Here is a 23143-nt window from a genome sequence, read left to right as displayed (position 1 = left end):
ATCCGTTCGTTACACTAGAAAAGGAATGATTTTAGTGGAGGAGGCAGGGATGTGTCTTTAATCGGTGAAGAGCGTAAACAAAAAATTGTCGAATGGGTTGAACGGGAAGGCAAAGTGAAAACGAGTGAGTTGATTGAACGTTTGAACGTTTCTGGGGAATCGATTCGACGTTATTTAGAAGAGCTAGAGAAAGAGCATCGGATTAAACGCGTATATGGGGGCGCGGTCCTTCATCAAAGTATGTCCTTTCAGCCCATTGTCATTGCAAACATGGATGGAATTCGCCGCATCGCCTATACAGCATTTCAGTTAATTCCAGATGATACATTATTATATATCGGGCACGGAGTCGCGGCCGAACAAGTGGCATCCCGGTTGCGTGGACGCAATGTGACAGTCGTTACCCCATCTTTGACGGTGGCGAAAGCGCTATTTGAACAGCGAGCAAAAGGTGTGCTCGGTGGCGAGATTCAGTTATTAGGTGGTACAATCGACCCGAAACATCTCGTGACGACCGGTGAACAAGTTCTCGCACAACTCCAAACGTATATGTTTGACCTTGCGGTTATGTCTGTCGAAGGGGTTGATGCATCGCTCGGTTTGACTTGTGATGCCTTCGGACTCACTAGTATCACCCAAGCAGTGATGTCTCAGAGTCGCGAGACGTACTTATTGACAGATCATACTCAATTAAACCAACAAAAACGGTATCGGGTTTGTGATTTTTCAAAGGTGACGGCCATCATCTCTGATTTTCCGGAGCCACAAGAATTTAAAGGCGTCTTAGCCGAACATGGTGTGGACTGGAAGTTCGCGCCTTAAAAGGAGAGATTACATGAAAATAGAAGTGATTGTCACGACACTATCAGAAGCCATTCAGGCAGAGCATCTTGGGGCAGACCGACTCGAACTCATTGCTGATATGGGAAATGGGGGGATCACCCCTAGCTTTGGAACGATTCGAAATGTTGTCGAACACGTATCGATTCCCGTACATGTCATGATTCGACCTCATACACGTTCGTTTCATTATAACGAAGACGATGTTGAAACGATGCTTGCAGATATCGGTCTATGCCGCGAACTCGGAGTGGATGGGATTGTGTTCGGTGCATTGACAAAGGACGGAGAGATTGATGAGCGAATCTTAGGTGAGGTTATCAAACATAAAGGGGAGATGACGCTCACCTTCCATCGTGCTTTCGATGCATCTCGAGATGTGTTTGAATCAATCGAGGTACTGAATGAATATCCTGAAGTGGACATTTTGTTGACATCCGGTGGTGCAAATACTGCGATTGAAGGAATTGAAGTGTTGAATCGGCTTAAAGAACAGGCAGGAATGACGATATTGCCTGGTTCCGGCATTACGTTGAAGACAATGCCTTCTCTAAAAGAACGACTCGTTGTAGATATGGTACATATCGGGAACGGCGTGCGAACAGATGGACAGTTCGATGAATCGAAATTCAAACAACTACGAGGGTAACACGATGGCAGAAAACAGTCGAAAGACTGTTTTTTTGCTATAATGAAAGAAAATGATAAGTGTAGGTGAAGTCATGCAATCTTCTGTTTACAAACAATACGCTCTTCGAATGCTCTCTGGGAAATGGGGTGTGTCTTTACTCGTTGTGTTGACCGTCATGGTCATTCAGGCGATGATTACGACACGTCTCGACCTCTCGACGAACAATCCCGAAGTCCTCATGAGCTCGGTTGCACTCCTGTACGGGGCGACGGTCTTGCTTGCGCCGATAGAGCTCGGAAAGAACTGGGTCTTTCTTCAGGTAGCCAAAGATGAAAAGCCAAGTTTTGGTCTATTGATTGAATCGTTCGGTTCGGTCAAAGAGTACGGGCGAGCCGTGTCGTACTATGCCGTATTCTATCTGGGACTCAATGTGCTGATGTTGTTCCTCATCGTGCCGGGAGTCTGGTTTTATTTGACGTATCGTATCGTCCCATTCATCCTACGGGACGAACCGAAGCTATCTGCATTTCAGGCGATGCGAAAGAGTCGTCAGATCATGAAAGGACATAAACGGACGATGCTGAAGTTGTTCGCAAGCTTCATCGGGTGGTATGCGCTCGTTCTTCTCACAGGAGGACTAGCATATATCTTCGTCACTCCGTATCTACAGACGGCTATTTCTGGCCTTTATTTAGAGATGAAAGCATCCTATCAAGCAAAACAACCGGTCGGGTAATCCGACCGGTTGTTTACGTTCAATGCTGATCTGTCTTTTTAGGATTGGGGGCATCTTCAAAATCATGTTTTTCCTCTTCCGAAGCATCCGCATGCCACTTCTTCGCTTGTTCAGTGGCAATTGGTATTGCTTTAGTTTCGGAATAGCCTTGCGCGAGCAATGCATTCGCGATATCAATGGCTTTCTTTTTTACGAGTGGGTCGAAGTTTTTCAGTGATTCTGGATAATCTTTCATGTTCCATGGCACGAAAATCGCCTCCTTCACTCCTACTAATTCCACAAATGCTTGGTTTCAAACTTCTTGATGGATGTAGTAATCGATGAGCGCTTGGGTACCGTTCTCTCCGTAACCATTCTCCTCGAGGATATTATAGAGTCGGTGGGCAAGCTCGAGTCCCGGCAATTTCAAGTGAAGATCATTTGCACTCTCGATGGCGAGGGTCATATCTTTGATAAAGTGTTTAATAAAGAAACCAGGAGCGTAATCTTCAACAATCATGCGGGGAACAAGATTCTCGAGCGTCCAGCTTCCGGCTGCTCCTCCACGGATCGTACGGATGAGTGCTTCTGGGTCAAGACCTGCCTGCTTACTGAACGCCAGCATTTCTGCGTTCCCCATCATGATTCCAGCGATGGCAATTTGGTTGGCGAGTTTAGCGTATTGACCGCTTCCGGCATATCCCATCCGTTCGATTGCTTGCCCCATCGCTTCAAATAATGGCTTTGCTTTGTTGAAGGCAAACTCACCACCGCCGACTAGAATGGAAAGTGTTCCATTTTTGGCCCCGACGTCCCCGCCTGTGACCGGCGCATCGAGAGGGAGAAGACCCCGGTCGATGGCAGTTTCTGCGATTCGTTCAGCGAGCTTTGGCGACGAAGTTGTCATGTCAATCAATATTGTACCCGGTTCGGCTGAGTCGAGAATATTCCCATCTCCAAAATAGATGGACTCGACATCTGACGGATAACCGACGATTGTGATGACGGCATCGGCGCCTTCGCAGACGTCTTGTATCGATTCGCACCATGTCACACCCTCGTCGAGGAGATCTACCGCTCTTTCTTTCGTACGTGTAAAGGCCTGCACGTCAAATCCATGTTTCATCAAATTTCGTACCATCGATTGTCCCATGACCCCTAGTCCGATAAAACCAATTGTCTTCACGTTGATTGTCCCCCTAGTAATTGTTGTGAAACGAGTCGCTTATAAAGTTCGTTCTCATTTAAGAGTTGTTCATGTTGCCCGATTCCGCTAATACGACCGTCTTCTAAGACGACGATTTGGTCAGCGTGTCTGACTGTTGATAGACGATGGGCAATTACAAGTGTAGTTCGTCCGACCATGAGACGGTCGAGGGCTTCTTGAACGACACGCTCAGATTCTGAATCAAGACTTGATGTTGCTTCATCGAGCAATAGAATTTGCGGATTACGTAACAACGCCCGCGCAATCGCGAGACGTTGTCGTTGCCCACCAGACAATCGAATACCTCGCTCTCCAATTTCTGTATCGAGCTGTTTAGGCATCGCCTCAATAAATGACCACGCATTCGCCATCTCGCACGCCTCTCTGATTTCTTCATCGCTTACATCCTGTTTAAGTCCATAAATAATGTTTGTTCTTACGGAACCGGAAAGGACAGGAGAGTCTTGTGCGACATAACCAATGATTTGACGCCACATATCACGTCCGTATGACTGAATCTCGCGTTTTCCATATCGTATCGTACCTCCTGTAGGTAAATAGAATTGTTCAACGAGGGAAAAGAGAGTCGTTTTTCCGGCACCGCTGCGTCCCACGATGGCGGTCGTCGCTCCAGGCGAAACGTGAAGGGTCAATCCTTGAATCACCGGTTCCGTACCATAGTGGAATGCTACATTTTCAAATGAAAGTTCGGCTTGCTCGATCAGTTCTTCACGCGCGCTATACGGTTCAGGACTGACATCAAGCAATTCAGCGATTCGTTCAGTAGCACCACGCGCCTTTTGGAGTCTCGTCAGAAATTCACTCATTGTGATAAGTGGCGTGATGATTTGGAACAAGTACAACATAAACGCGAGCAGTTCGCCTGTCGATAATGCTCCGGTCGATACACGATAAGCGCCGAAACCAAGAATGGTAATCAACATTCCGGTCAATGTGACATTAAGGAGCGGGATAAGAATCGCTTGAATGCGCCCTTCCTTTACTCCATAGTCGAACAGTGTCTCGATTTTGGCTCTACCAGTTTGCACTTCCGTCTGTTCCGTTGCCTGTGATTTCACGAGTCGGATTTCACCGAGCAATTCGGCAAAGAATCCGGAAAGATTTCCAAGTTCTTGTTGTGTCTCTTTCGCAATGATTCGAAGTTTACGACCGAGCGGAATGACGATGATTAGTGTAGTTGGCACTGAGAACAAGATGACGAGTGTCATTTGCCAATCAAGTGTGAACAGTATGGCGACAGCACCGACGACCGAGACGAGAGAGGTCAATAGGCGCACGCTTTGCTCGGATAATAGCTGCTGAAGCGTTGTCGTATCATTGTTTAATCGGGAAACGAGTTCACCAGACTTGATTCCATCGTAGAAAGGAACGGGCAATTTAACAAGATGGGTCCACAATGTCGTCCGCAAATTGGCGACAACACGTTGACCGACAATATGTAGCCAGTAAATCGAAACAGCGCTCGTGATGACTTGAATGAGAAAAGCGATGATGAAGTACGCAATCCACTCGGGCGTCAACAGGTCGCTACTCCAACGGTCGACCACACGTTGCAGAATAAGCGGAATGGCCAGTGATGCAGCTGCTTGAAGGAGCGAAATAAGAATGGCGCCGACAAACAATCCTTTCGGAGGATTCGCAATTTTAAAGAGTTGAAAAAAAGTTTGCCATGTAGATGATTTCATTTTTGGAACATCCTCCTCTCCTCTTACTTTCGCTGTTTCAAAAACGGGTGTCAAGACGTCGAATCGAACGATTGAGTCATGCTAGAATAAGAAGAAGAGGTGATAGGTGATGAAATGGATTCACACGGCCGATTGGCATCTAGGAAAGATTGTCCACGGCCGTCATATGACACAAGATCAACGGAATATATTATTCCATTCGTTTTTGAACATCGTTGACGAGGAACAACCAAATGCAATCATCATCGCAGGTGATTTATATGACCGTGCCGTCCCACCGGTCGAAGCTGTCGATCTACTTGATGAAATGTGGCGGGAGCTCGTATTGAAGCGGGAAATTCCGGTTGTCGCTATCGCGGGAAACCACGATTCGGCAGAACGTCTTGAGTATAGTTCTAAGCTGTTGAGACAGGTGGGACTTCATATCGTCGGTAAACTAAATCCAGATGAAGGTCCTCTTGAAGTCGCCGGGGTTCCGTTTTATCCAATCCCGTTCCTCGAACCGGCTCGAGTGCGTCACATTCTTGGCATCGATACGATTCGTACGCATCATGACGCATTACAGGCAGTCATTGAAGCGTACGGAGTAATCGACAAAAGGGCGGTGTCGGTCGGGCACAGCTTTGTGGCAGGTGGACTTGAGACGGATTCGGAACGACAATTATCGGTCGGTACCGCCGGTCAAGTCGCGAAAAGCTTGTATGAACCTTTTTCATATACAGCTCTAGGTCATCTACATAATCGTGATGCGATTCAGGCGGAAGGAATCGCTTACAGTGGTTCCTTAATGAAATATTCATTCTCTGAGGTCAACCATGAAAAATCAGTCGATGTCTTGGAATGGGACGGGCAATGGAAGCGGCGACGCCGGACGTTGACACCAGAGCGAGATATGCGACAACTCACTGGAACACTGAATGAACTCCTTTCGCCATCTTTTTATCAAAAGCAACAAACGGATGACTACCTTAAAATTGTTTTAACTGACGATAAAGCGCTATTTGACCCAATGGCAAAACTGCGCACTGTATATCCAAATATTTTACATCTCGAATTGGAGCTGTTACGACGTCAGGAACAGACGTCCACGTTTAAACGAGAAGCACTTGAACGGCAATCGGTTGAAGAAGTCTATTTGCAGTTCTTTGAAGCTGTACATGACCAGGGTGCTTCCGATGCCGTGAAACAAATGATTGAAGAAGGTGATGTCACATGAGACCGGTTGAGTTGAAGATTCAAGCATTCGGTCCGTATGCGGAACGCGAAGAAATTGACTTTACACAGTTAGTTGGTCGCTCGATGTTTGTAGTGAGCGGTCGGACGGGTGCTGGGAAGACAACAATTTTTGATGCGATGACATTTGCGCTCTATGGTCGGGCGAGCGGAGCACTTCGAAACGCGAGTGACTTTAGAAGCCAATATGCACAACCTGAAATGAGGACAGAGGTGGACTTTTCATTCACGATTCGTGGTGACCGCTATCGAATCGTACGACAACCTCAGCAACCCCATCCGAAAAACAAGACACCAATCCCACATGAAGCGGTGCTGTACGAGTGGGAAAATGGATGGAAACCGTTGGCGACAAAAGTAAATGAAGTTCAAGAACAAATCGAATCGATTTTACAACTATCGTATGAACAATTCAGTCAAATCTTATTGCTTCCTCAAAATCAATTTAGACAATTACTTGATTCGAACTCAAACGAGAAGCAACAAATTTTACAATCGATCTTCAAAACAGAGGCGTTTCGTGCCTTTCAAGAGAAATGGGCAGAGCGATATAGCGTTTACCGAAAACAAGTCGAATGGTCGGTCGAACGGACACGACTAAAGTTATTGGAACTCGAAGACGATTCGATTGAAGAAGTTTCGACGAAATCGATTGATGAGATTGAGCGATGGCAAAACGAACGGGAAGAAAGATTGATTGAAACATGTGATGCTGCTAGTAGCACAAAACAGATTCATGCAAAAACGCTCAATCAAGTTCGGAACGAGTTCGAAGAGGCAAAAACACTCATCAATCTGTTCGTGGAGCAAGAACAGACAAAGCAGGCACTTGAAGCTTTTTTAAGTGGAGAATCGCTTCGAAACGAGCGACGGGAACTGCTACAGAACTTAGAAGCTGCAGCGAGCATTCGGCCAGTCTTTGAACGTTTATTGGAAATGGAGCAGCAAGTTCACCGGCTGACCATGGAAGAGCAAAATTCCTCGACGAAACTTGAAAAGTTGAAAGCCACTCAATCGACTTTAATCGAACAGCAATCAGCTATTGAAGCGGACAAACAAGAAGTCATCACCCATCAAGAGCGACTTCGGGTAATTGATGAGATGATGCCCCGAATCAAAGAACGTACGTCTCATATGACGCTTCGAGATCGATTGGCGCAACGGGCGCATGGTTTGGCTGACTTTTCAAAAGAAGCTCGACTGCAAGAGCTTCAAGAGCAAGAACAACAATTAGTTGAGGGACTGAAGACCGAGCCTACCGAACGCGCGGTTGATGTTGAACGGCATGTGGACCGATTGATGCAATTGGTATCACTTGAAACGAAGGTGGAAGGGTTATCGAAGCAACTCGCCGAGTGTGAACGAACGGGTAAAGACATTCAGCGACAGCATGCGACCCAGCAGGACGTGGTGTCCACTTATAAACATCAGGAACGACTGATGTTAGCAAGACAACTTAGCGAATCGCTCGTAGACGGAGAACCGTGCCCGGTATGTGGTTCCCGTCATCATGAAACCCCACAGCACGAGGAGACATCTGTAAACGTTGCTGAGCAGAATGAAGCTTTAACGCGTCTCGAAGAACTGTCTACACGTTTGATTGAGGCGAGAGCGGACTATCGTTCGCTCCATCAACAACTCGAAACAGTTCAAAGAGAATTTGACGAAGTGTCTAAAGGCGTAAGATTGGATAAATCGTTAACGGAAGAAGTCAAGAAATGGAGTGTTCATGCTGAGACGTTGCAACGTGATGAACGAATGCGTCAAGAGCATGAACGGACGTTACGTCAATTAACAGTCGAAATCAGACAGCTTGAGCAAGAGCGGCGTAATCAATTTGAGGAGCGTCAACGTGTCCTCTCCGAACTTGAAATGACCCAACAAAAGCTTCACGCTTTAGGTCAAGCAGAAGAAACAACGCTTGAAGCGTTACAATCAGAACGCATTGATCGACAAAATCGTTTAACGGGACTCATGAAAAAAGTAGAAACGTATGAGCATGAGTTCGAAACTGGGAAAAAAGCAATGTGGAAAGAGGAAGAACGACTTTCTGTGACGCGTGAACAACTGAACGAGGCGAATAAACAGTATGGTGTGCAACAAGCGCTTTGGTTCAAACAATTAGATGCGACACATCTGACTCGTGAACGCTACGAAGAGCTCGCCAATCAAATCGATCAACGTACGATAATTCGTGAAGAACTGCAACGTGAAGAGGAAGAAGGGGTTCGACTTCGACACTATAAACAAATGATTGAAGAGAAACTCGGAAGTGTGGAGCGGCCAGACTTACAGTGGATCGAAACAAAAGTGAAGGAAGCCGCTGAATTGTATGAGCAAGCATCGGAACATTTGATCACCGCTCAGGACACCTTGTCTCGACATCGTCAAATCGTTTCAGAATGGAATGCCCTTCTTGAGGATACGGCGCTTGAAGAGAAGAAGTTAGAAACAATCAAGTTAATTGCGGATACCGGAAAAGGAATTAATCCGCAGAAAATGACGTTTGAGACATATGTACAAACAGCTTTCTTTGATCAGATTCTATATGCTGCAAACATTCACTTGGATCAAATGACAAGCGGGCAGTTCCGACTTGAACGTAAGGTAGAGACTGCGAAAGGAAATGCCAAATCCGGACTCGAGTTACTCGTTTTTGATGCGTACACCGGTCAATCAAGACGCGTCCAAAACCTTTCGGGAGGGGAAGGGTTCAAGGCGTCGCTCTCTCTCGCCCTCGGACTTGCGGAAGTAGTGCAACATTTGAGTGGGGGTGTCAGTCTCGAAACGATGCTCATCGATGAAGGATTTGGGACACTTGATGCCGAATCCCTTGACCAGGCGATTGAATTATTAATGTCTCTGCAGGCGACGGGTCGCCTCGTCGGGGTCATCAGTCACGTGCAAGAATTGAAAGATCGCGTCGATGCCCGAATCGAAGTGAAAAAATCTAGAAGCGGGTCATCGATCCAGCTGATTGTGGAGTGAAAGTTGTGAAACAGATGGTCACGAAATCAAGTATCATAGATAGTCTAAAAATAGCCGGTATTAAGCCGGGAGAGGCTTTGTTTGTCCACACGTCGCTTTCTAAACTCGGGTGGGTATGTGGTGGTGCCCAGACTGTGATTGAGGCGTTGCAAGAAGTGGTAGGGCCAGCTGGACTGATTATGATGGCGACCCAAACCGGAGACAATTCAGATCCGGCTGAATGGGAAGCTCCCCCCGTCCCGGTTGAATGGTGGCAGACGATTCGTGCCGAAATGCCACCATATGAAAAGGGGAAGACAGCGACTCGTGGAATGGGACGTGTTCCGGAGCTCTTCCGAACACACCCGGACGTTTATCGCAGCTCCCACCCGATGTGGTCAGTCGCCGCATGGGGAAAAGATGCAGAAGAAATCGTTTCTGGTCACACGGTCGACGTCGGTTTTGGTCCCGGCTCTCCAATCGAACGAATGATTGAGCGAGATGCACGTGTCCTTCATCTCGGCTCACCGCTCGATGCGACGACACTTTGGCACTATGCCGAGTACGGAATCGATGGACCGACAAAATCGTTTGGTTGCGCCGTCCTTGATCGCGATGAACGTGAATGGATTACGTTTGACCACATCGATGTAAACAGTGATCCATTTGGTGCGATAGGCGAAAATATTGTCAAACAAAAAGGTGTTCGAACGTTTACGATCAACGAAGCGACATGCTATCTGATTCCATCTAACACATGGGAACCGGTGCAACATGCTCTCGTCGCGCTTCGAAGTTGGTTGAGATAAATGAACGCAGAATCGAGGGGAAGAAACAGATGAGTCGTTGGATGAAAATATTGAGTATTTCTGTACTTGTCATCTTACTCGTTGCCGGACTAGTGATTGGCGGGATCTCAGCACACATCGGCGATCAATTGACTTCGCCTGAGCGTGAAACTTTGACATACACGCCGAAGTCATTAGGGTTAAAGTACGAGAATGTTACGATTCAATCGGAAGAAGAGTATGATTTATATGGATGGTGGATTCCACATCCTACGCCGCGTGCGACAATTGTTTTCGCGCATGGGTATGGTAAGAATCGAGAACAGGAAGATTTGCCGCTTAAAGAATTGATTCCTGAATTTCATGAACAAGGATATCAATTCTTAACATTCGATTTTCGTGCATCGGGCATTTCTGAAGGGGACCGTGTGACGGTTGGTGCCAAAGAACAATCGGATTTACAGGCAGCTATTAAGTATGCACAAGGCCGCTCAGAGGGACCAATTGTCCTGTATGGAATCTCAATGGGAGCGGCGACAGCACTTTCTACAGCTGATGATGTCGAAGTTGCGGCGGTTATCGCAGATAGTCCATTTAGTGATTTAAGGAACTATCTCGAGACGAATCTACCCGTGTGGAGCGATTTACCAAATGTTCCGTTCACGCCCGTCATCATGACTGTGACACCTTGGTTTACCGGTCTCGATGCCGATATTGTCTCTCCCATCCATGACATCAAATCAATTGATGCGCCGATTCTTTTAATTCATAGCGCAGGTGACGATGCAATCCCTGTCTCAGAAAGTGAAGAACTGGCTGCAGCTCAAGAGCAAGTCGAGCTCTGGGTGACCGATAACGACGGACACGTTGGATCTTATCGGTCATTCCAAACAGAATATCGTCAACAGATTTTCGATTTTTTAGAACGTTCATTATGAGTAAAGGGGCGCATTTGACGCCCCTTTTTGATATGATTGCAGACGAGACCAATGAAAGAAGGGTATAACATGGACTTTTTGCAGTTAATACAGTTTCTTTTGCTCGGGACGTTGATTGGAATCTTGAGCGGCTTCTTCGGAATCGGAGGCGGAATTTTACTGACACCACTACTCCTCGTTTTCGGGTATGAGGCGAGTGCGGCAATCGCCCTCAGTCTCATGTTGACACTCGGATCAACGACGGCAGGAACGATCTCGCACATTCGTTTGCGTAACGTGAACGTGCCTCATGCTTTATGGATTGGTGTATTTGGGATACTCGGTACATGGGTTGCGACGCCACTCGTCTTTTATTTAGAAGGGGTAGACGGAGCGACGCTGATCATTTCTCTCGTTTACATTGCGTTACTTACGTACTTCGCGATTTCTTTCTTCCGCTCGAAACAGCACGTGGAAGGAAGTGTTGGTACGGGTTCCGTGCCACGTCTAGGCATCATCGGCGTCTTTGCCGGTTTTATTTCCTCATTGATGGGTGTGAGCGGGGGGTTCGTATTGACTCCGCTACAAGTCAAATTACTCAATACTGAAATGAAACGTGCGGTAGGAACGAGTATTTCAGCGGCACTTCTTATCGTCATTTCCGGCGTGATTAGTTACGCCGTAGCTGGCGCAGAAACGAACTATTGGCATGGAATCGCCCTGATTGCTGGTGCCATGATTGGATCACCGTTCGGAGCAAAACAGTTACAGCGGTTCAGTTCACAACATGTCAAAAAAGCGCTCGGTGGATTTTATGTTACGGTCGCATTCAGTGTGGCGCTCAACCTGATAGGATGGAATACCGCATCACTCTCACTTCTTGTGTCATTGGCGCTCCTCTTCATCATTACGCTCATCATTCGACCCCGAAAAAAATAAACCCCGTCTACGGACGGGATTTTAACTGAATTTAGCGAGAGTTCTCCCACCTCTAAGCGTCTCGGGGCACAGCCGAGCGTAGGTGGAAGATGGATCGCCTGGTCCAAAATTCTATTCTCCCTGTGATGGATATAACGAACAAAAGTTCGTGATTCCGTCAGATTCCTATTCCCATTCGGCGGGTATCGGATGAGGAAGACACATCACGATCTTCTGGAGGGAGGAGGGACAGACATGCCGAAAGGCTATACATACCGGCTCCACCAGCCTCAACCTATTGAGGCTGGCAAACTGAAACCCCTTCAGGGCAGCGACTGCCCGGCGAGCTTGGTCAACAACCGTGGCTGGTAAGAGCACGGTCTTCCCAAGAAGCTCCCCCTTCAATGTACGAAGCACATAAGTGGTGAGTAGTTCACCGTCTAGAAATATGATCAATGTTTTCTTGGATTTCACCGACTTTGCCTTTTGCCTCGCGGAGTCTGCGCTCAAAAGCTTCTGTGTCACGTTTCTCATGAGACGATTTGTCGACTCCTCGATGTTGTCCTTTATCAGAGCGTTTATAAAAGTGGGTCGCTTTCTGTAATCGTTTTTTAAACGTCGAATCGCTCATAAGGACACCCCCTTCCATATAAACAATATTCCACATAAGGAAACCAGCGAAACGTTCAAACCTTTAAGAAACGAGCGAACGTCGCACTTGGACATTTTCAGAAATCTTGATTGCCATAATTCCTGCGAGCACAGCCTTGATTGAATCTCCGAAAACAAATGGGATATTCACTTTGAGCGCATCAATGAATGACATGCCAAGCATGAATTCAAGACCGATGCTGCCGAGTAAATAGACGAGTCCTAAACCGAATAAGAAGTTGTAACCAATTAATCCAGGAATCGAGCGATGGCGTTCGCTGAACCAGCCAATCAGAAAAGCCGCAATAGGGAAGGCAATCAAATAACCGACTGTCGGACCTACGAATGGTGCGAGACCACCTTGACCGCTCAGTACCGGAAGTCCGATTAATCCTAGTAATAGATAAACTATCACTGCCAGTGAGCCTTTACGTGCCCCGAACACACCGGCGATTGTCATGATGGCAAGTGTTTGAAGCGTGATGGGAACCGGTCCGATCGGTATTTCAATAAATCCGACACTCGCGATGAGTGCAGCTCCAAAAGCGATTTGTGTCATGTCTTGAATCTTCATATGTAAACCCCTTTCAAGTTAACGTTAACATAATAAAAGTTAACATCTTAGGAAGAGGTTAGCAAGAATTTTTTTGACAAGAATAAATTAGTAAAAATACACCAGAGATATTTGTCTCTGGTGTATTTTTTGTTAAAGTCCATTTTGACTTAGAACTGTCTGATATGCTTTTGTATCAGCATAGATTTCATCCTTGAGTGGATGAAGATTACGTTGGCGGATTCGATAAAATTGGTAAGACACAAGTGCTATATTCGAAATAAGAGAGATAAGACTAACGATGAAAAATGCTCTCGGATTATGAGTGGATGGAACAGGTGCCAACCGGTCGACAAAAGATGGGACAGTCATGACAAACATGATCCATAAAGCGAGTGTATGTGCACGGTGCTGTAACCATGCTCCTTTTTTGATAAAAAATGAAGGAATCGTACAAGCGAGTAAAAGTGCAAATCCCGCATAAAATGAATGGTCAGATATACAGTTGTAGACGTATGCAAAGTTCCAAAGATCATAGGCGATAATCCATGGCCAAATCATGTCAGGCCATATCATATCTTTTGATTGGTCTTTTGAAATCTTGATTCCAACCCATCCACAAATCGCAATGATATTTAGTAGTCCAGCGACCCCGTTCATTAAGTTCCACGGACCAGACATGACCCACAAGTTATCAATATATGCTCCGTTCGGGACGTTATAAAAATAAACTTGAAAGTCACGAATGCATGCTTCTAATATGTTTAGCGCCAATATACCAGGAGGGAATAAAAGAATCCATTTATTGTTTAATAAAGTAGGGCGATAACGAATTAGCATAAAGCCAAGGCACCCCGCGAGTGCAGAATAAGTCTTCACCCAGTTGAACCACGTACCTGTTCCATATTCATTTCCCGGTGACGCTGTCGTTGGCCAAACAAATATAGTTAAAACGACTGGAACAATCAAAAATAGAGTCAATCCACCCCATTTTGTCGTCCGACTGAATTCATTGAAAGCCATGAGCGCAAATAGAACAAATAACCATATTCCCCAGCCTACAAGATCTGTTTGCTCGTATAGTATTCCCATGATAAGTGACTCCTTTATAAAAAATATTGTTCAACATTGAGCAATTGAAGGCAAAAATTGATACGCAATACGAACGTTAACTCGCTTTAACTCTCTTAAAACTCAAGGTCGCTTTATTATTATGAAGTTGCCACATATGCCAAAATACATAAGGAACAATAATGACAAAATTAATCATTCCCCACGTTCTCAATACTTCTGGATTGAACCAAGTCGAGGAATTCATAACAGTCGGGAAGACATCATAGCATGCTCGAATTAGCAGATGAGCTGCTAACGTATAGATTCGGGCAGTGATATATAATTCTGGTCTACCTTTTAGCACTGGATAAAGTTCGGCAGCAATCAAAATACAGAGAGAACTTGCAAAATAAGTTGGTGATTCGGCATATACAAAACAAGCATTCCATGTCGTATAGATAAAATTCCAAGATCCGGTCGTATATGCGACGAGATCAGCATAACCTTCTTTTGCAAACCTCCAAAAAGTCGGAGCAAACGGAATCGTGACACAAAGTAAAAACCCACAAGCGGCATTAAAATAGTTTCCAAGTGTTGCATCCTTGATGGTTGCTTCGGCAATATTCAAAAACAGAATTCCATAAAAGAACCATAAAAATTCATCTCGCTTCAAGAAATCCCAGATGCGACCTTGTTTATTTTCATATATTGCGATTCGAGAAAAACCAACGATGATCGTCGGAATGATAACGCTTACAATTTTTGCCCATCTAAACCATCCATCTACATTTCCCATCATCCATAACGGGATCGTCAACAGCGAAGCGAGCCAAAAATAGGCGGACAATTTGTAGTGTTTACGAAAGAAAACAACGATTCCTAACAGTAGACCTAAATAGAGTGGCATTGAGATTACATGAGGCCATACGTTCATTAATTTCACCTTCTCATTTGAATTTAACAAACATAACGTTTGTTATGTTTTTAGTATAGGCTGATATTTATCAATAGTCAATGTGAATTTATTCACAATATTGAAGCGAAACCTAGTTCGGGCTATGTTATTCTAAAGTGGAATCGAAAGGGGATAAATTGAAAGTGGATGGAAAAACAAAAATTCTTGCTGCTGCAAAAAATGTGATCATACGACATGGTGCCAATGGGGCGACGGTTAGAGCGATTGCCGAAGAAGCGAACATGACGACTGGAGCCATCTATCATCATTATAAAAATAAAGAGGATTTATTATATGATCTTTTAGATGAAAGTTTGTCAGTTTCCTCTCAAATCGCTAAAGAAGTAACTAACGAATCATTTTCGAAAGAACTAGTGAAGGAAGAGATTGTACAAAACACGGCCAATCGATTTTATAAAGATGCAGAGAATCGGCTTCAATATCATTTCGCTCACGACGTATTACTAGGAAATATGGATGCGCAAGCAAAATTGAAAGTCAAATACTCTGAATGGACGAAACAAATCGAGCAATTATTGATTCATTTGTATGGGTTAGAAAATACCCGTTTGAATCAGGCCTTTAGTTCATGGTTGATTGGCGCAATTGATGGAGTAGTTCTCCAATATTTACTAGACGTCAACGAGAACTCGATTGATGAGATGATGGAAGTGTTCGAAATTTTACTAGATGAGGGTCTCGAATCATTTGTTGAGCGATTGAACGAAAAAGGAAAGTAAAAGATCCGCCACTCGATAGAGTGACGGATCAAATCTGTTAGGAAGAAGTCATCATTTTCATACATTCTGAAGCTTCCTTCAACTGTTCGCGGACGGCATCAAATCCTGTGCCACCATAACTGTTCCGACGTTTAACGGCCTGTTCAGGGGTGAGGGCGACATACACATCTTTTTCAATCAAAGTGGAGTGGCTTTGAAACACTTCAATCGGAAGCTCACATAAATATAATCGTTCATTCACGCAATGCTTGACTAGTTTTCCTGTCACCTCGTGCGCCTCGCGGAACGGCAACCCTTTTGCTGTCAAATAATCGGCGAGCTCGGTCGCATTAGAAAAATCACGTTCGGTCGCTTGTTTCATAACGTCCGAATGGAATGTCAATTCATTCATCATCCCAGCCATGATACTAAGAGAGCCTTGAACGGTCTTGACCGTATCGAACATTCCTTCTTTATCTTCCTGTAAATCTTTATTATAAGCGAGTGGAAGTCCTTTCATGAGCGTCAACAATCCCATCAAGTTTCCAATCACACGACCCGATTTTCCACGGACAAGTTCGGCCATATCCGGATTTTTCTTTTGTGGCATCATACTTGAACCGGTAGAGAAGGTGTCTGACACCGTGATGAAGCGATATTCTTCACTCGCCCAAAGAATCAATTCCTCGCAGAATCGGGAGAGGTGCATCATGAGCATCGACGAATTTGAAAGGAACTCGAGAATGAAGTCACGATCGCTCACGGCATCGAGACTGTTCGGGTAGACCCGATTGAATCCGAGAAGTTCAGCTGATCGGGTCCGGTCAATTGAGAAAGTTGTTCCGGCAAGCGCGCCTGCTCCAAGCGGTGACCAATCGATTCGTTTCAAACTGTCGGTGAAGCGTTCTTTATCCCGCTCGAGCATCCAAAAATAGGCGAGCAAGTGATGAGCCAGTGAGATTGGTTGCGCGCGCTGAAGGTGCGTATAGCCAGGCATGATCGTCTCGACATGGTCTGAAGCGTGTGCATGGAGTTCCTGCTGAAGGGATTCAATCAATTGAATCACTTCATGCACCCGTCCCTTTAAATAGAGGTGCATATCCGTCGCGACTTGATCGTTTCGGCTACGTGCCGTATGCATTTTCCCGGCAACCGGTCCGATCGCTTCATGAAGCAGAGCTTCTAAGTTCATATGAATATCTTCGTGATATACTTCGAATTTTAATTCACCTGCATGTGCTTTTTGCTTAAGTTGTTGTAATCCATCAAGGATTTGAGTGACCTCCTCTTTTAAGAGGATGCCCTGGTCACCTAGCATCGTCACGTGAGCCATGCTACCTTCTAAATCTTCAAGGACGAGTTGAGCGTCAAATTCAATCGATGCACCGAACGCATCGACCCAATCACTCGCCGTTTTCTCGAAACGGCCTCCCCATAGTTTACTCATTGACGAACGCTCCTTTTTCCATCAACACCTCTGATTGAACTTTTGTTGGCAAACCCCATAACTTGATGAATCCGACAGATGCTTGCTGATCGAACGTGTCCGCCGATGTATATGTCGCAAGTTCCTCATCGTAGAGTGAGATTGGGGACTTGCGGCCGTCGACGATGGCGTGCCCTTTAAACAGCTTCATCCGAACCGTGCCTGTGACGGTTGCCTGTGTCTCATCGATAAAGGCAAGGAGTGCCTTCGTGAGCGGAGAATACCAAAGTCCGTTGTAGATCGTCTCCGTTAACTTTTGCTCGACAATCGGCTTAAAGTGCGCGACTTCACGCACGAGTGTCAAGGCTTCAAGAGCTTTATGGGCCGTAATCAATGTCATGGCACCAGGTGCCTCATACACCTCACGTGATTTGATACCGACGACACGGTTCTCGATGTGGTCAATCTTACCGACGCCATGCGCACCAGCGACGATATTGAGCTCTTTCAAGATATCAGTGAACGGTTGGCTCTTCCCATCAATGGCGACCGGCACCCCGTTCTTGAATTCAATTTCAAGGAAAGTCGGTTCGTGTGGTGTATCCTCGATTGCTGCAGTTAACTCATAAGCGCTCTCAGGTGGTGCCGCCCAAGGATCTTCTAAAATGCCGCATTCGATGGCGCGTCCCCAGATGTTCTGATCGATCGAGAAAGGCTCTTCTTGAACGATTGGAATAGGGATATGATGTTGAGCCGCGTACGCAATTTCTTCCTCACGTGACCACTTCCATTCACGAACGGGTGCGACGATTTCCAGTGAAGGGTCGAGTGCGTGAATGGACACTTCGAAACGCACTTGGTCATTTCCTTTCCCTGTACATCCATGAGCCACAGCGACGGCTCCTTCTGCTTGTGCGACCTCGACCAATTTCTTCGAGATGAGAGGACGAGATAGTGCCGAAACGAGTGGATATACGCCTTCATATAATGTATGGGCCTGCATCGAATAACGAGCGAACTCGTTGACGAATTCATCGACCGCATCAATGACGATGGATTTTTTCGCTCCAACTTTCATTGCTTTCTGCTGAATCTTTTCTAAATCTTTTCCTTCCCCAACGTTTAAACATACCGCAATGACATCATACCCTTGTTCATCCAACCATTTAATTGCAACCGATGTATCAAGTCCACCTGAATAAGCCAATACGAGTTTCTGTTTCAAAATGTGAACACCCCTTATGAATAATTATTAGTTTTTATTTATAAATATACGATTTAGTGTAAGGGATAATAATTTAAGTAGCAACCTTTTTTTGAAAAAAGAAAAACCACGAACTTTTTTCGTGGTTGTCATTGTTCAATCTTGAGTTGTGGTAACCACTGAGACATGTGATTACTGATAGGGGAGATGAGTTTAGGGCGAGCAACTTCTAATGGGACGACTTCATACGGTCCACCGATAGATTTTCGAGCAAACGTCGGATAGAACATGGGATTCTTCAATTCAAAAGTCACACTGATATCTTCGATTGTTTTGACGACATCAATCCCGATGATCCCACCTGTATTTCGATCATCCCCTTGTTGACCTGAAAGGAAATTACCGAGTGAGTAGACAACAAATGTCTGATTGCCGTTGACTCCTTCTAGCATCGCTGGAGGTTGCAGCACATGAGGATGGTGACCGATGATGATGTCGACCCCAAGGTCTGCTAACGCTTGTGCGAGTTCGGTTTGACCCTCATTCGGTAACGGTTCGTACTCCGTTCCAAAATGGAGGGAGACGACGGTCATGTCAGTCGACTGTTCCGCCTTCTCAATCTCTGGTTGCATCTGCGCGAGGTCGATATAGTTCACGTGATATGGCTGCTTCGGAACGACTCCATTCGTCCCGTACGTGTATGCGAGGAAGGAAAAAGAAATGTCATTGGCTGTCAACGTACGAATGTTTGCTTTGTCTTCAGCGGATAAAAAGGATCCGGTATAAGGCATCCCGATTTCATTCCAATACCCGATTGAGTTCTCGATGGCACGAACCCCGCGGTCGAGCGTATGATTATTCGCGGTCGTGACCAAATCGATTCCCGCCCGTTTCAAAGCATCTCCAATCTCATACGGGCTGTTAAATGCCGGGTAGCTCGACAGTCCGATTTCACTTCCACCAATCATACTCTCTTGGTTGGCAATTGAAATATCGGCGCGACTCAATATCGGAGAAATCTGTTCGAACGCAGAATCAAAGTCATACCCGTCATCGACACGAGCCGCGTTGTATACCGAGTCATGAAGAAGTACATCGCCGATCGCATAGAGAGAGGCCGTCGTAACAAGCGGCTCAGGTTCGACGGGCGGTGCTTCTTCAGGAACCTCGACAATGGGTTCTTCTACTTCTGCTGGTACTTCTTGATTTGTTGCTGGAGTCGTACTACAAGCAAATAATACAACTAAGCTAGGCAGGAAGGTAAGGCGAGAGACGATTTTGATTGGTTTCATCCCGATTCTCCTTTTCACGACAGATTCGTTCGATAACCATAAAATTCGTCGATAATTAAGAAAAATCCTGCTTATATAAATAAAGACAGGTCGTTTTTGACCTGTCATGAGAATTATTTGATATGTTCCTTGACCATGTCTTGCATGTGGTCAAACTCACGTTGAACGACCTCATTTGATGGCGGCGTCATCAAGCTCACGATGTAGATGGCGAGCGCCGACAAGAAGAATGCTGGAATCATTTCATACAATGTCCCAAACGTACCGAAGAGAGAAGCGGCATAGTTCTTCCATTGAAAAGACGACCGCCGGCGACGAATCCGCTTGTCGCATACAGTGTGAAAAAGATGAGCGTGACAGCTGCTGAAAAAGAACGTAACACGCCTTTTGTGTCTTTGAATCGTTTCTCAAAGAAGTCTGGGATTGTGATTGTATCGTCTGATATATATGAATAAATGCGCAATCTCGGAGCGACCAATAACCAGTTTAAATACGCGCCGATGGTCAATCCAATGACAATCCAACCGCTTGATACACCTGTTGCATACATGGCTCCCGGCAAGCCCATTAAAAGCCATCCACTCATGTCCGAGGCACCGGCAGATAAGGCGGCGACCCCGGGACCTAACGCCCGTCCACCCAACATGTAATCTCCGATGCTGCTTGTTCTCCGATACGCGATGATCCCAAGTAGGACCATCAGTGCCATGTACACGACGATAGACACTAAAATTCCGTTCATCAACATCCCCCCGAGAGATAAAAAATATGAAAATAATTTCAGTGATTGAGTATCACTTTGTCAAAATATTGTCACAACAAGTGGGGAAATGTAAAAATGTTTTTGATAGCTGGTCTTAAATTAACGGAACGTGCAAGAGGTGAGGTGATCATTGACGAGACCGGTCGCTTGTAGGTGGGCATAAACCGTTGTCGGTCCTAAAAACTTAAACCCGCGTCGTTTGAGGTCTTTACTCAATTGTTCAGATAGTTCCGTCGTTGCGGGAACATCTTCAAGTCGATCCCATGCATTGATGATAGGTTCATGATCGACGAATGACCAGATGTATGAATCAAACGAGCCAAACTCTTCCTGTATTTTGATAAACTGTTTTGCATTATTGATCGACGCCTCGATTTTTCGACGATTCCTCACGATTCCGCTATCGGATAGAAGTCTTTTCACATCCTCATCGGTAAAGCTGGCAACTCGTTGTACCTCAAAGTTAGCATAGGCCAATCGATAATTTTCTCGTTTTCGTAAAATCGTGATCCAACTCAGTCCAGCCTGCGCACTCTCAAGGGTCAAACATTCAAAATGTTTCGTATCATCGTGTATGGGCTTTCCCCATTCCTTGTCGTGGTAGCTGACGTATAACGGGTCGGTACCGCACCACGGACAGCGAAAGATTCTTTCCAAATTCATCAGCTCCTTTTATGTAAAGTGTAGCATGTCTTGGCGGTTATGCTTGCGAATCGACGGGTATAAAGAGTGGGAATGGGGGACATTTAAAATGAGCGACTGGATGATTTCAGTAATCGAACAATATGGATACATAGGAATCGCGTTCATGATTTTTATTGAGAACGTATTTCCGCCAATCCCTTCTGAAGTTGTTTTATTGTTTGGCGGTTTTTTTGCTGTGAAGACGAACCTTTCAATTATACTAGTCGTCGTAGCCTCAACGACCGGAGCTATACTTGGAGCAATTCTGTTATATGGAATGGGTCTATTATTCGATGTTGAACAGATTGAGAAATGGACGAAGCGATACGGAAAGTGGTTGCGTCTTGATATAGAGGATGTCAAAAAAGCAGATGCCTGGTTTGACCGATACGGGGGATGGATGGTGTTCTTTGGGCGATTGATGCCTGTCGTCCGAAGTCTCATTTCAATACCTGCGGGGATGTCGAATATGCCGTTTTTGAAATTTTTACTCCTCAGTACTGTGGGGACAGCCATTTGGAACACGATTCTCATATTGATAGGAATGAAGGTAGGGGAGAACTGGAAAGAAATTCTCACGTATCTTGATGCTTATTCCTACACGATTTACGGTCTGTTGCTGATCGGTATGGTAGGATACCTGATCTGGCGAAAAAAACGTCAACATAAAAAGACGGTAAAAGATTAACGGAGACGATAAAACAGGCGGACCGAGTCACGGTTCGCCTGTTCACTCTTATTCTTTTTTCTTGTCCGGCAATACTTTCGTGAGTGTCCGTTCCGTCTTTTCTGCCAAATATTCTGAGAAACGGAATAAGATGATCCCGACAATAGCGGATACAAAAATATAGAGACCGACAAACAAGTTGATGGCTCCGTTCGAAAGCGCGGTAAATAATATAGAGAATTCGCCACGTGGAGCGAGCGAAAATCCGGCCTCATTGGCCTGGATTCGTGTCAGACCGTATATTCTTCCACCGACACGACCAACAATCCACTTCGATAAGACGCCCCACACAATCAGGACGAAGAATAGGGCGTTTACGATGACACCTTCCTCTAGATTGATTGAGATGCCAAATGAGATAAAGAAGATGGGTAAAAATAAGTCGCGAACCGGTACAGTCAATCGCTTGAGCGGTCTGACGTCGTGGATGTCCGCTAACATGATTCCAGCAATGAACGCACCTAAAATTTCGGACAAGCCAAACATCATCCCGATTCCGGCGAAAAAGAGAATAAGTCCGATTAAACCGATACTAGCATCATCCTGCCTAAGTAAATGTTTAGAAAACTTTTGCTGTCTAGATACGAAGTTTGATCCAATGAACAGCAGTACCCCGAATATGAGAAATCCTGTGAATACTCTTCCGATGTCACTCAGGGCCACTGGTTCCTCTTGAATAATGAAAGGTGCAATCGTTAGTAATAGCGGTGCAAAAATATCCTCGAATATGAGTAAAGCGAGAACAAAGTCTTTAATATCTTCATGTTTTTCGGAATGGCGCTCAAGTAGCTTCGCCGAGATGGAAGAACTTGTCGCATACAATACGGCGCCGATTAAAAAAGCACGAGGGAAATCCAAACCAAACAGTAAGGCAATCCCAAATGAGACACCGAACGAGAGGATGATGTCAAGGACTCCTGCTTTCCATACTTTACGCATCCGTTTCCATAGCTGACGTAGGGGAAACTTAAGACCAAGCAAGAAAAACAAGAGGACGATTCCGATTTCACCCGCGACTTTGAATACCTCGTTTCCATCCCAGAAAAATCCAACGCCTACCCCGATGGCGATAAACGCCAAAATGCTAGGGAAGTATAGGCGTTCAATCAGAAGGCTGAATACGGAAATCAGAGTGAGCGACAATCCGAGCAACACGATGATGTTTAATCCATCCATAAGTCATCTCCTTTAACG

The 23143-nt window shown here is 45.5% G+C and carries 22 protein-coding genes and 2 pseudogenes; 10 read left to right on the top strand and 14 right to left on the bottom strand.

What is annotated here, in order from left to right:
* The first annotated feature begins 51 nt into the window (after positions 1-51).
* The 3 genes from KNO95_RS04460 to KNO95_RS04450 all read left to right on the top strand — a co-directional run bounded on the left by KNO95_RS04460 (position 52) and on the right by KNO95_RS04450 (position 2207).
* Positions 52-822, top strand: a complete 771-nt coding sequence (locus KNO95_RS04460) for a DeoR/GlpR family DNA-binding transcription regulator (RefSeq protein ID WP_214698809.1) — start codon at positions 52-54, stop codon at positions 820-822.
* A 13-nt stretch (positions 823-835) separates the two neighbouring features.
* Entirely contained in the window at positions 836-1489 is a 654-nt protein-coding gene (locus tag KNO95_RS04455; RefSeq protein WP_214878379.1) for a copper homeostasis protein CutC, read from the top strand.
* 73 nt (positions 1490-1562) lie between these two features.
* Positions 1563-2207, top strand: coding sequence for a DUF975 family protein (locus KNO95_RS04450; RefSeq protein ID WP_214701944.1), 645 nt, complete (start codon positions 1563-1565; stop codon positions 2205-2207).
* A 70-nt stretch (positions 2208-2277) separates the two neighbouring features.
* On the opposite strand, the pseudogene KNO95_RS04445 reads toward KNO95_RS04450, so the two are convergent.
* The 3 genes and pseudogenes from KNO95_RS04445 to KNO95_RS04435 all read right to left on the bottom strand — a co-directional run.
* Positions 2278-2454, bottom strand: a pseudogene (locus KNO95_RS04445) (DUF2188 domain-containing protein); the annotation flags it as partial.
* Positions 2455-2499: 45 nt separating this feature from the next.
* Positions 2500-3372: an NAD(P)-dependent oxidoreductase gene (locus tag KNO95_RS04440; protein ID WP_214701945.1), complete on the bottom strand. Its 873-nt coding sequence runs from the start codon at positions 3370-3372 to the stop codon at positions 2500-2502.
* Positions 3369-5099 (bottom strand): ABC transporter ATP-binding protein, encoded by a 1731-nt coding sequence (locus tag KNO95_RS04435; RefSeq protein WP_026825874.1) that lies wholly within the window; start codon positions 5097-5099, stop codon positions 3369-3371. The genes KNO95_RS04440 and KNO95_RS04435 overlap by 4 nt, the downstream gene beginning before the upstream one ends.
* 109 nt (positions 5100-5208) lie before the next feature.
* On the opposite strand from KNO95_RS04435, the gene KNO95_RS04430 reads away from it, so the two are divergent.
* The 5 genes from KNO95_RS04430 (at position 5209) to KNO95_RS04410 (ending at position 11943) form a co-directional block, all read left to right on the top strand.
* A complete protein-coding gene (locus tag KNO95_RS04430) occupies positions 5209-6315 on the top strand; it encodes an exonuclease SbcCD subunit D (protein WP_214878377.1) in 1107 nt (368 codons plus the stop codon).
* Positions 6312-9320 carry an AAA family ATPase gene (locus KNO95_RS04425; protein ID WP_214701948.1) on the top strand — a complete coding sequence of 1003 codons (3009 nt, stop codon included), beginning with the start codon at positions 6312-6314 and terminating at the stop codon, positions 9318-9320. The genes KNO95_RS04430 and KNO95_RS04425 overlap by 4 nt, the downstream gene beginning before the upstream one ends.
* A gap of 14 nt (positions 9321-9334) precedes the next feature.
* Positions 9335-10108 (top strand): AAC(3) family N-acetyltransferase, encoded by a 774-nt coding sequence (locus KNO95_RS04420; protein WP_214702834.1) that lies wholly within the window; start codon positions 9335-9337, stop codon positions 10106-10108.
* A 29-nt stretch (positions 10109-10137) separates the two neighbouring features.
* A complete protein-coding gene (locus KNO95_RS04415; RefSeq protein WP_214698797.1) occupies positions 10138-11025 on the top strand; it encodes an alpha/beta hydrolase in 888 nt (295 codons plus the stop codon).
* Between the two features lie 69 nt (positions 11026-11094).
* Positions 11095-11943, top strand: coding sequence for a sulfite exporter TauE/SafE family protein (locus tag KNO95_RS04410; protein WP_026825878.1), 849 nt, complete (start codon positions 11095-11097; stop codon positions 11941-11943).
* Between the two features lie 412 nt (positions 11944-12355).
* Here the strand turns inward: KNO95_RS04410 and KNO95_RS04405 are convergent, their stop codons facing one another.
* The 4 genes from KNO95_RS04405 to KNO95_RS04390 all read right to left on the bottom strand — a co-directional run bounded on the left by KNO95_RS04405 (position 12356) and on the right by KNO95_RS04390 (position 15113).
* A complete protein-coding gene (locus tag KNO95_RS04405) occupies positions 12356-12553 on the bottom strand; it encodes a hypothetical protein (protein WP_026825879.1) in 198 nt (65 codons plus the stop codon).
* Positions 12554-12616: 63 nt separating this feature from the next.
* Positions 12617-13147: a biotin transporter BioY gene (locus KNO95_RS04400; RefSeq protein ID WP_026825880.1), complete on the bottom strand. Its 531-nt coding sequence runs from the start codon at positions 13145-13147 to the stop codon at positions 12617-12619.
* 132 nt (positions 13148-13279) lie between these two features.
* Positions 13280-14218 carry a DUF5692 family protein gene (locus KNO95_RS04395; RefSeq protein ID WP_026825881.1) on the bottom strand — a complete coding sequence of 313 codons (939 nt, stop codon included), beginning with the start codon at positions 14216-14218 and terminating at the stop codon, positions 13280-13282.
* Positions 14219-14294: 76 nt separating this feature from the next.
* Positions 14295-15113 carry a hypothetical protein gene (locus tag KNO95_RS04390; RefSeq protein WP_026825882.1) on the bottom strand — a complete coding sequence of 273 codons (819 nt, stop codon included), beginning with the start codon at positions 15111-15113 and terminating at the stop codon, positions 14295-14297.
* A gap of 164 nt (positions 15114-15277) precedes the next feature.
* Here KNO95_RS04390 and KNO95_RS04385 point away from each other — a divergent pair, with 164 nt between their 5' ends.
* Positions 15278-15874 (top strand): TetR/AcrR family transcriptional regulator, encoded by a 597-nt coding sequence (locus KNO95_RS04385; protein ID WP_026825883.1) that lies wholly within the window; start codon positions 15278-15280, stop codon positions 15872-15874.
* A gap of 37 nt (positions 15875-15911) precedes the next feature.
* On the opposite strand, the gene argH is transcribed toward KNO95_RS04385, so the two are convergent.
* The 6 genes and pseudogenes from argH to KNO95_RS04360 all read right to left on the bottom strand — a co-directional run bounded on the left by argH (position 15912) and on the right by KNO95_RS04360 (position 21201).
* The gene (argH, locus tag KNO95_RS04380) at positions 15912-17300 is read right to left on the bottom strand and encodes an argininosuccinate lyase (RefSeq protein ID WP_214701951.1); all 1389 of its coding nucleotides are present in this window, start codon (positions 17298-17300) and stop codon (positions 15912-15914) included.
* Complete coding sequence (locus tag KNO95_RS04375; RefSeq protein ID WP_214702841.1) at positions 17293-18507, bottom strand: argininosuccinate synthase; 1215 nt, start codon at positions 18505-18507, stop codon at positions 17293-17295. Before KNO95_RS04375 ends, argH begins: the two co-directional genes overlap by 8 nt.
* A 125-nt stretch (positions 18508-18632) precedes the next feature.
* Positions 18633-19775, bottom strand: coding sequence for a CapA family protein (locus KNO95_RS04370; RefSeq protein ID WP_214878375.1), 1143 nt, complete (start codon positions 19773-19775; stop codon positions 18633-18635).
* Between the two features lie 113 nt (positions 19776-19888).
* On the bottom strand, positions 19889-20017 hold the full coding sequence (locus tag KNO95_RS14455) for a hypothetical protein (RefSeq protein WP_285800470.1): 129 nt from the start codon (positions 20015-20017) through the stop codon (positions 19889-19891).
* Positions 20018-20070: 53 nt separating this feature from the next.
* Positions 20071-20517 (bottom strand): annotated as a pseudogene (locus KNO95_RS04365) (sodium:solute symporter family transporter); the annotation flags it as partial.
* Between the two features lie 120 nt (positions 20518-20637).
* The gene (locus tag KNO95_RS04360; protein ID WP_200868279.1) at positions 20638-21201 is read right to left on the bottom strand and encodes a DNA-3-methyladenine glycosylase I; all 564 of its coding nucleotides are present in this window, start codon (positions 21199-21201) and stop codon (positions 20638-20640) included.
* An 88-nt stretch (positions 21202-21289) separates the two neighbouring features.
* Between KNO95_RS04360 and KNO95_RS04355 the strand changes: the two genes are divergently transcribed.
* Complete coding sequence (locus tag KNO95_RS04355) at positions 21290-21910, top strand: DedA family protein (protein WP_026825889.1); 621 nt, start codon at positions 21290-21292, stop codon at positions 21908-21910.
* Between the two features lie 48 nt (positions 21911-21958).
* Here KNO95_RS04355 and KNO95_RS04350 read toward each other — a convergent pair whose 3' ends face one another.
* Positions 21959-23125 (bottom strand): cation:proton antiporter, encoded by a 1167-nt coding sequence (locus KNO95_RS04350; RefSeq protein WP_214701954.1) that lies wholly within the window; start codon positions 23123-23125, stop codon positions 21959-21961.
* Between the last annotated feature and the right edge of the window lie 18 nt (positions 23126-23143).

The sequence above is a fragment of the Exiguobacterium sp. ERU653 genome, from assembly GCF_018617775.1.
Taxonomy (GTDB): domain Bacteria; phylum Bacillota; class Bacilli; order Exiguobacteriales; family Exiguobacteriaceae; genus Exiguobacterium; species Exiguobacterium marinum.
The sequence above is the reverse complement of the archived record's forward strand: the minus strand, read 5'-3'. Positions and strand labels throughout refer to the sequence as shown.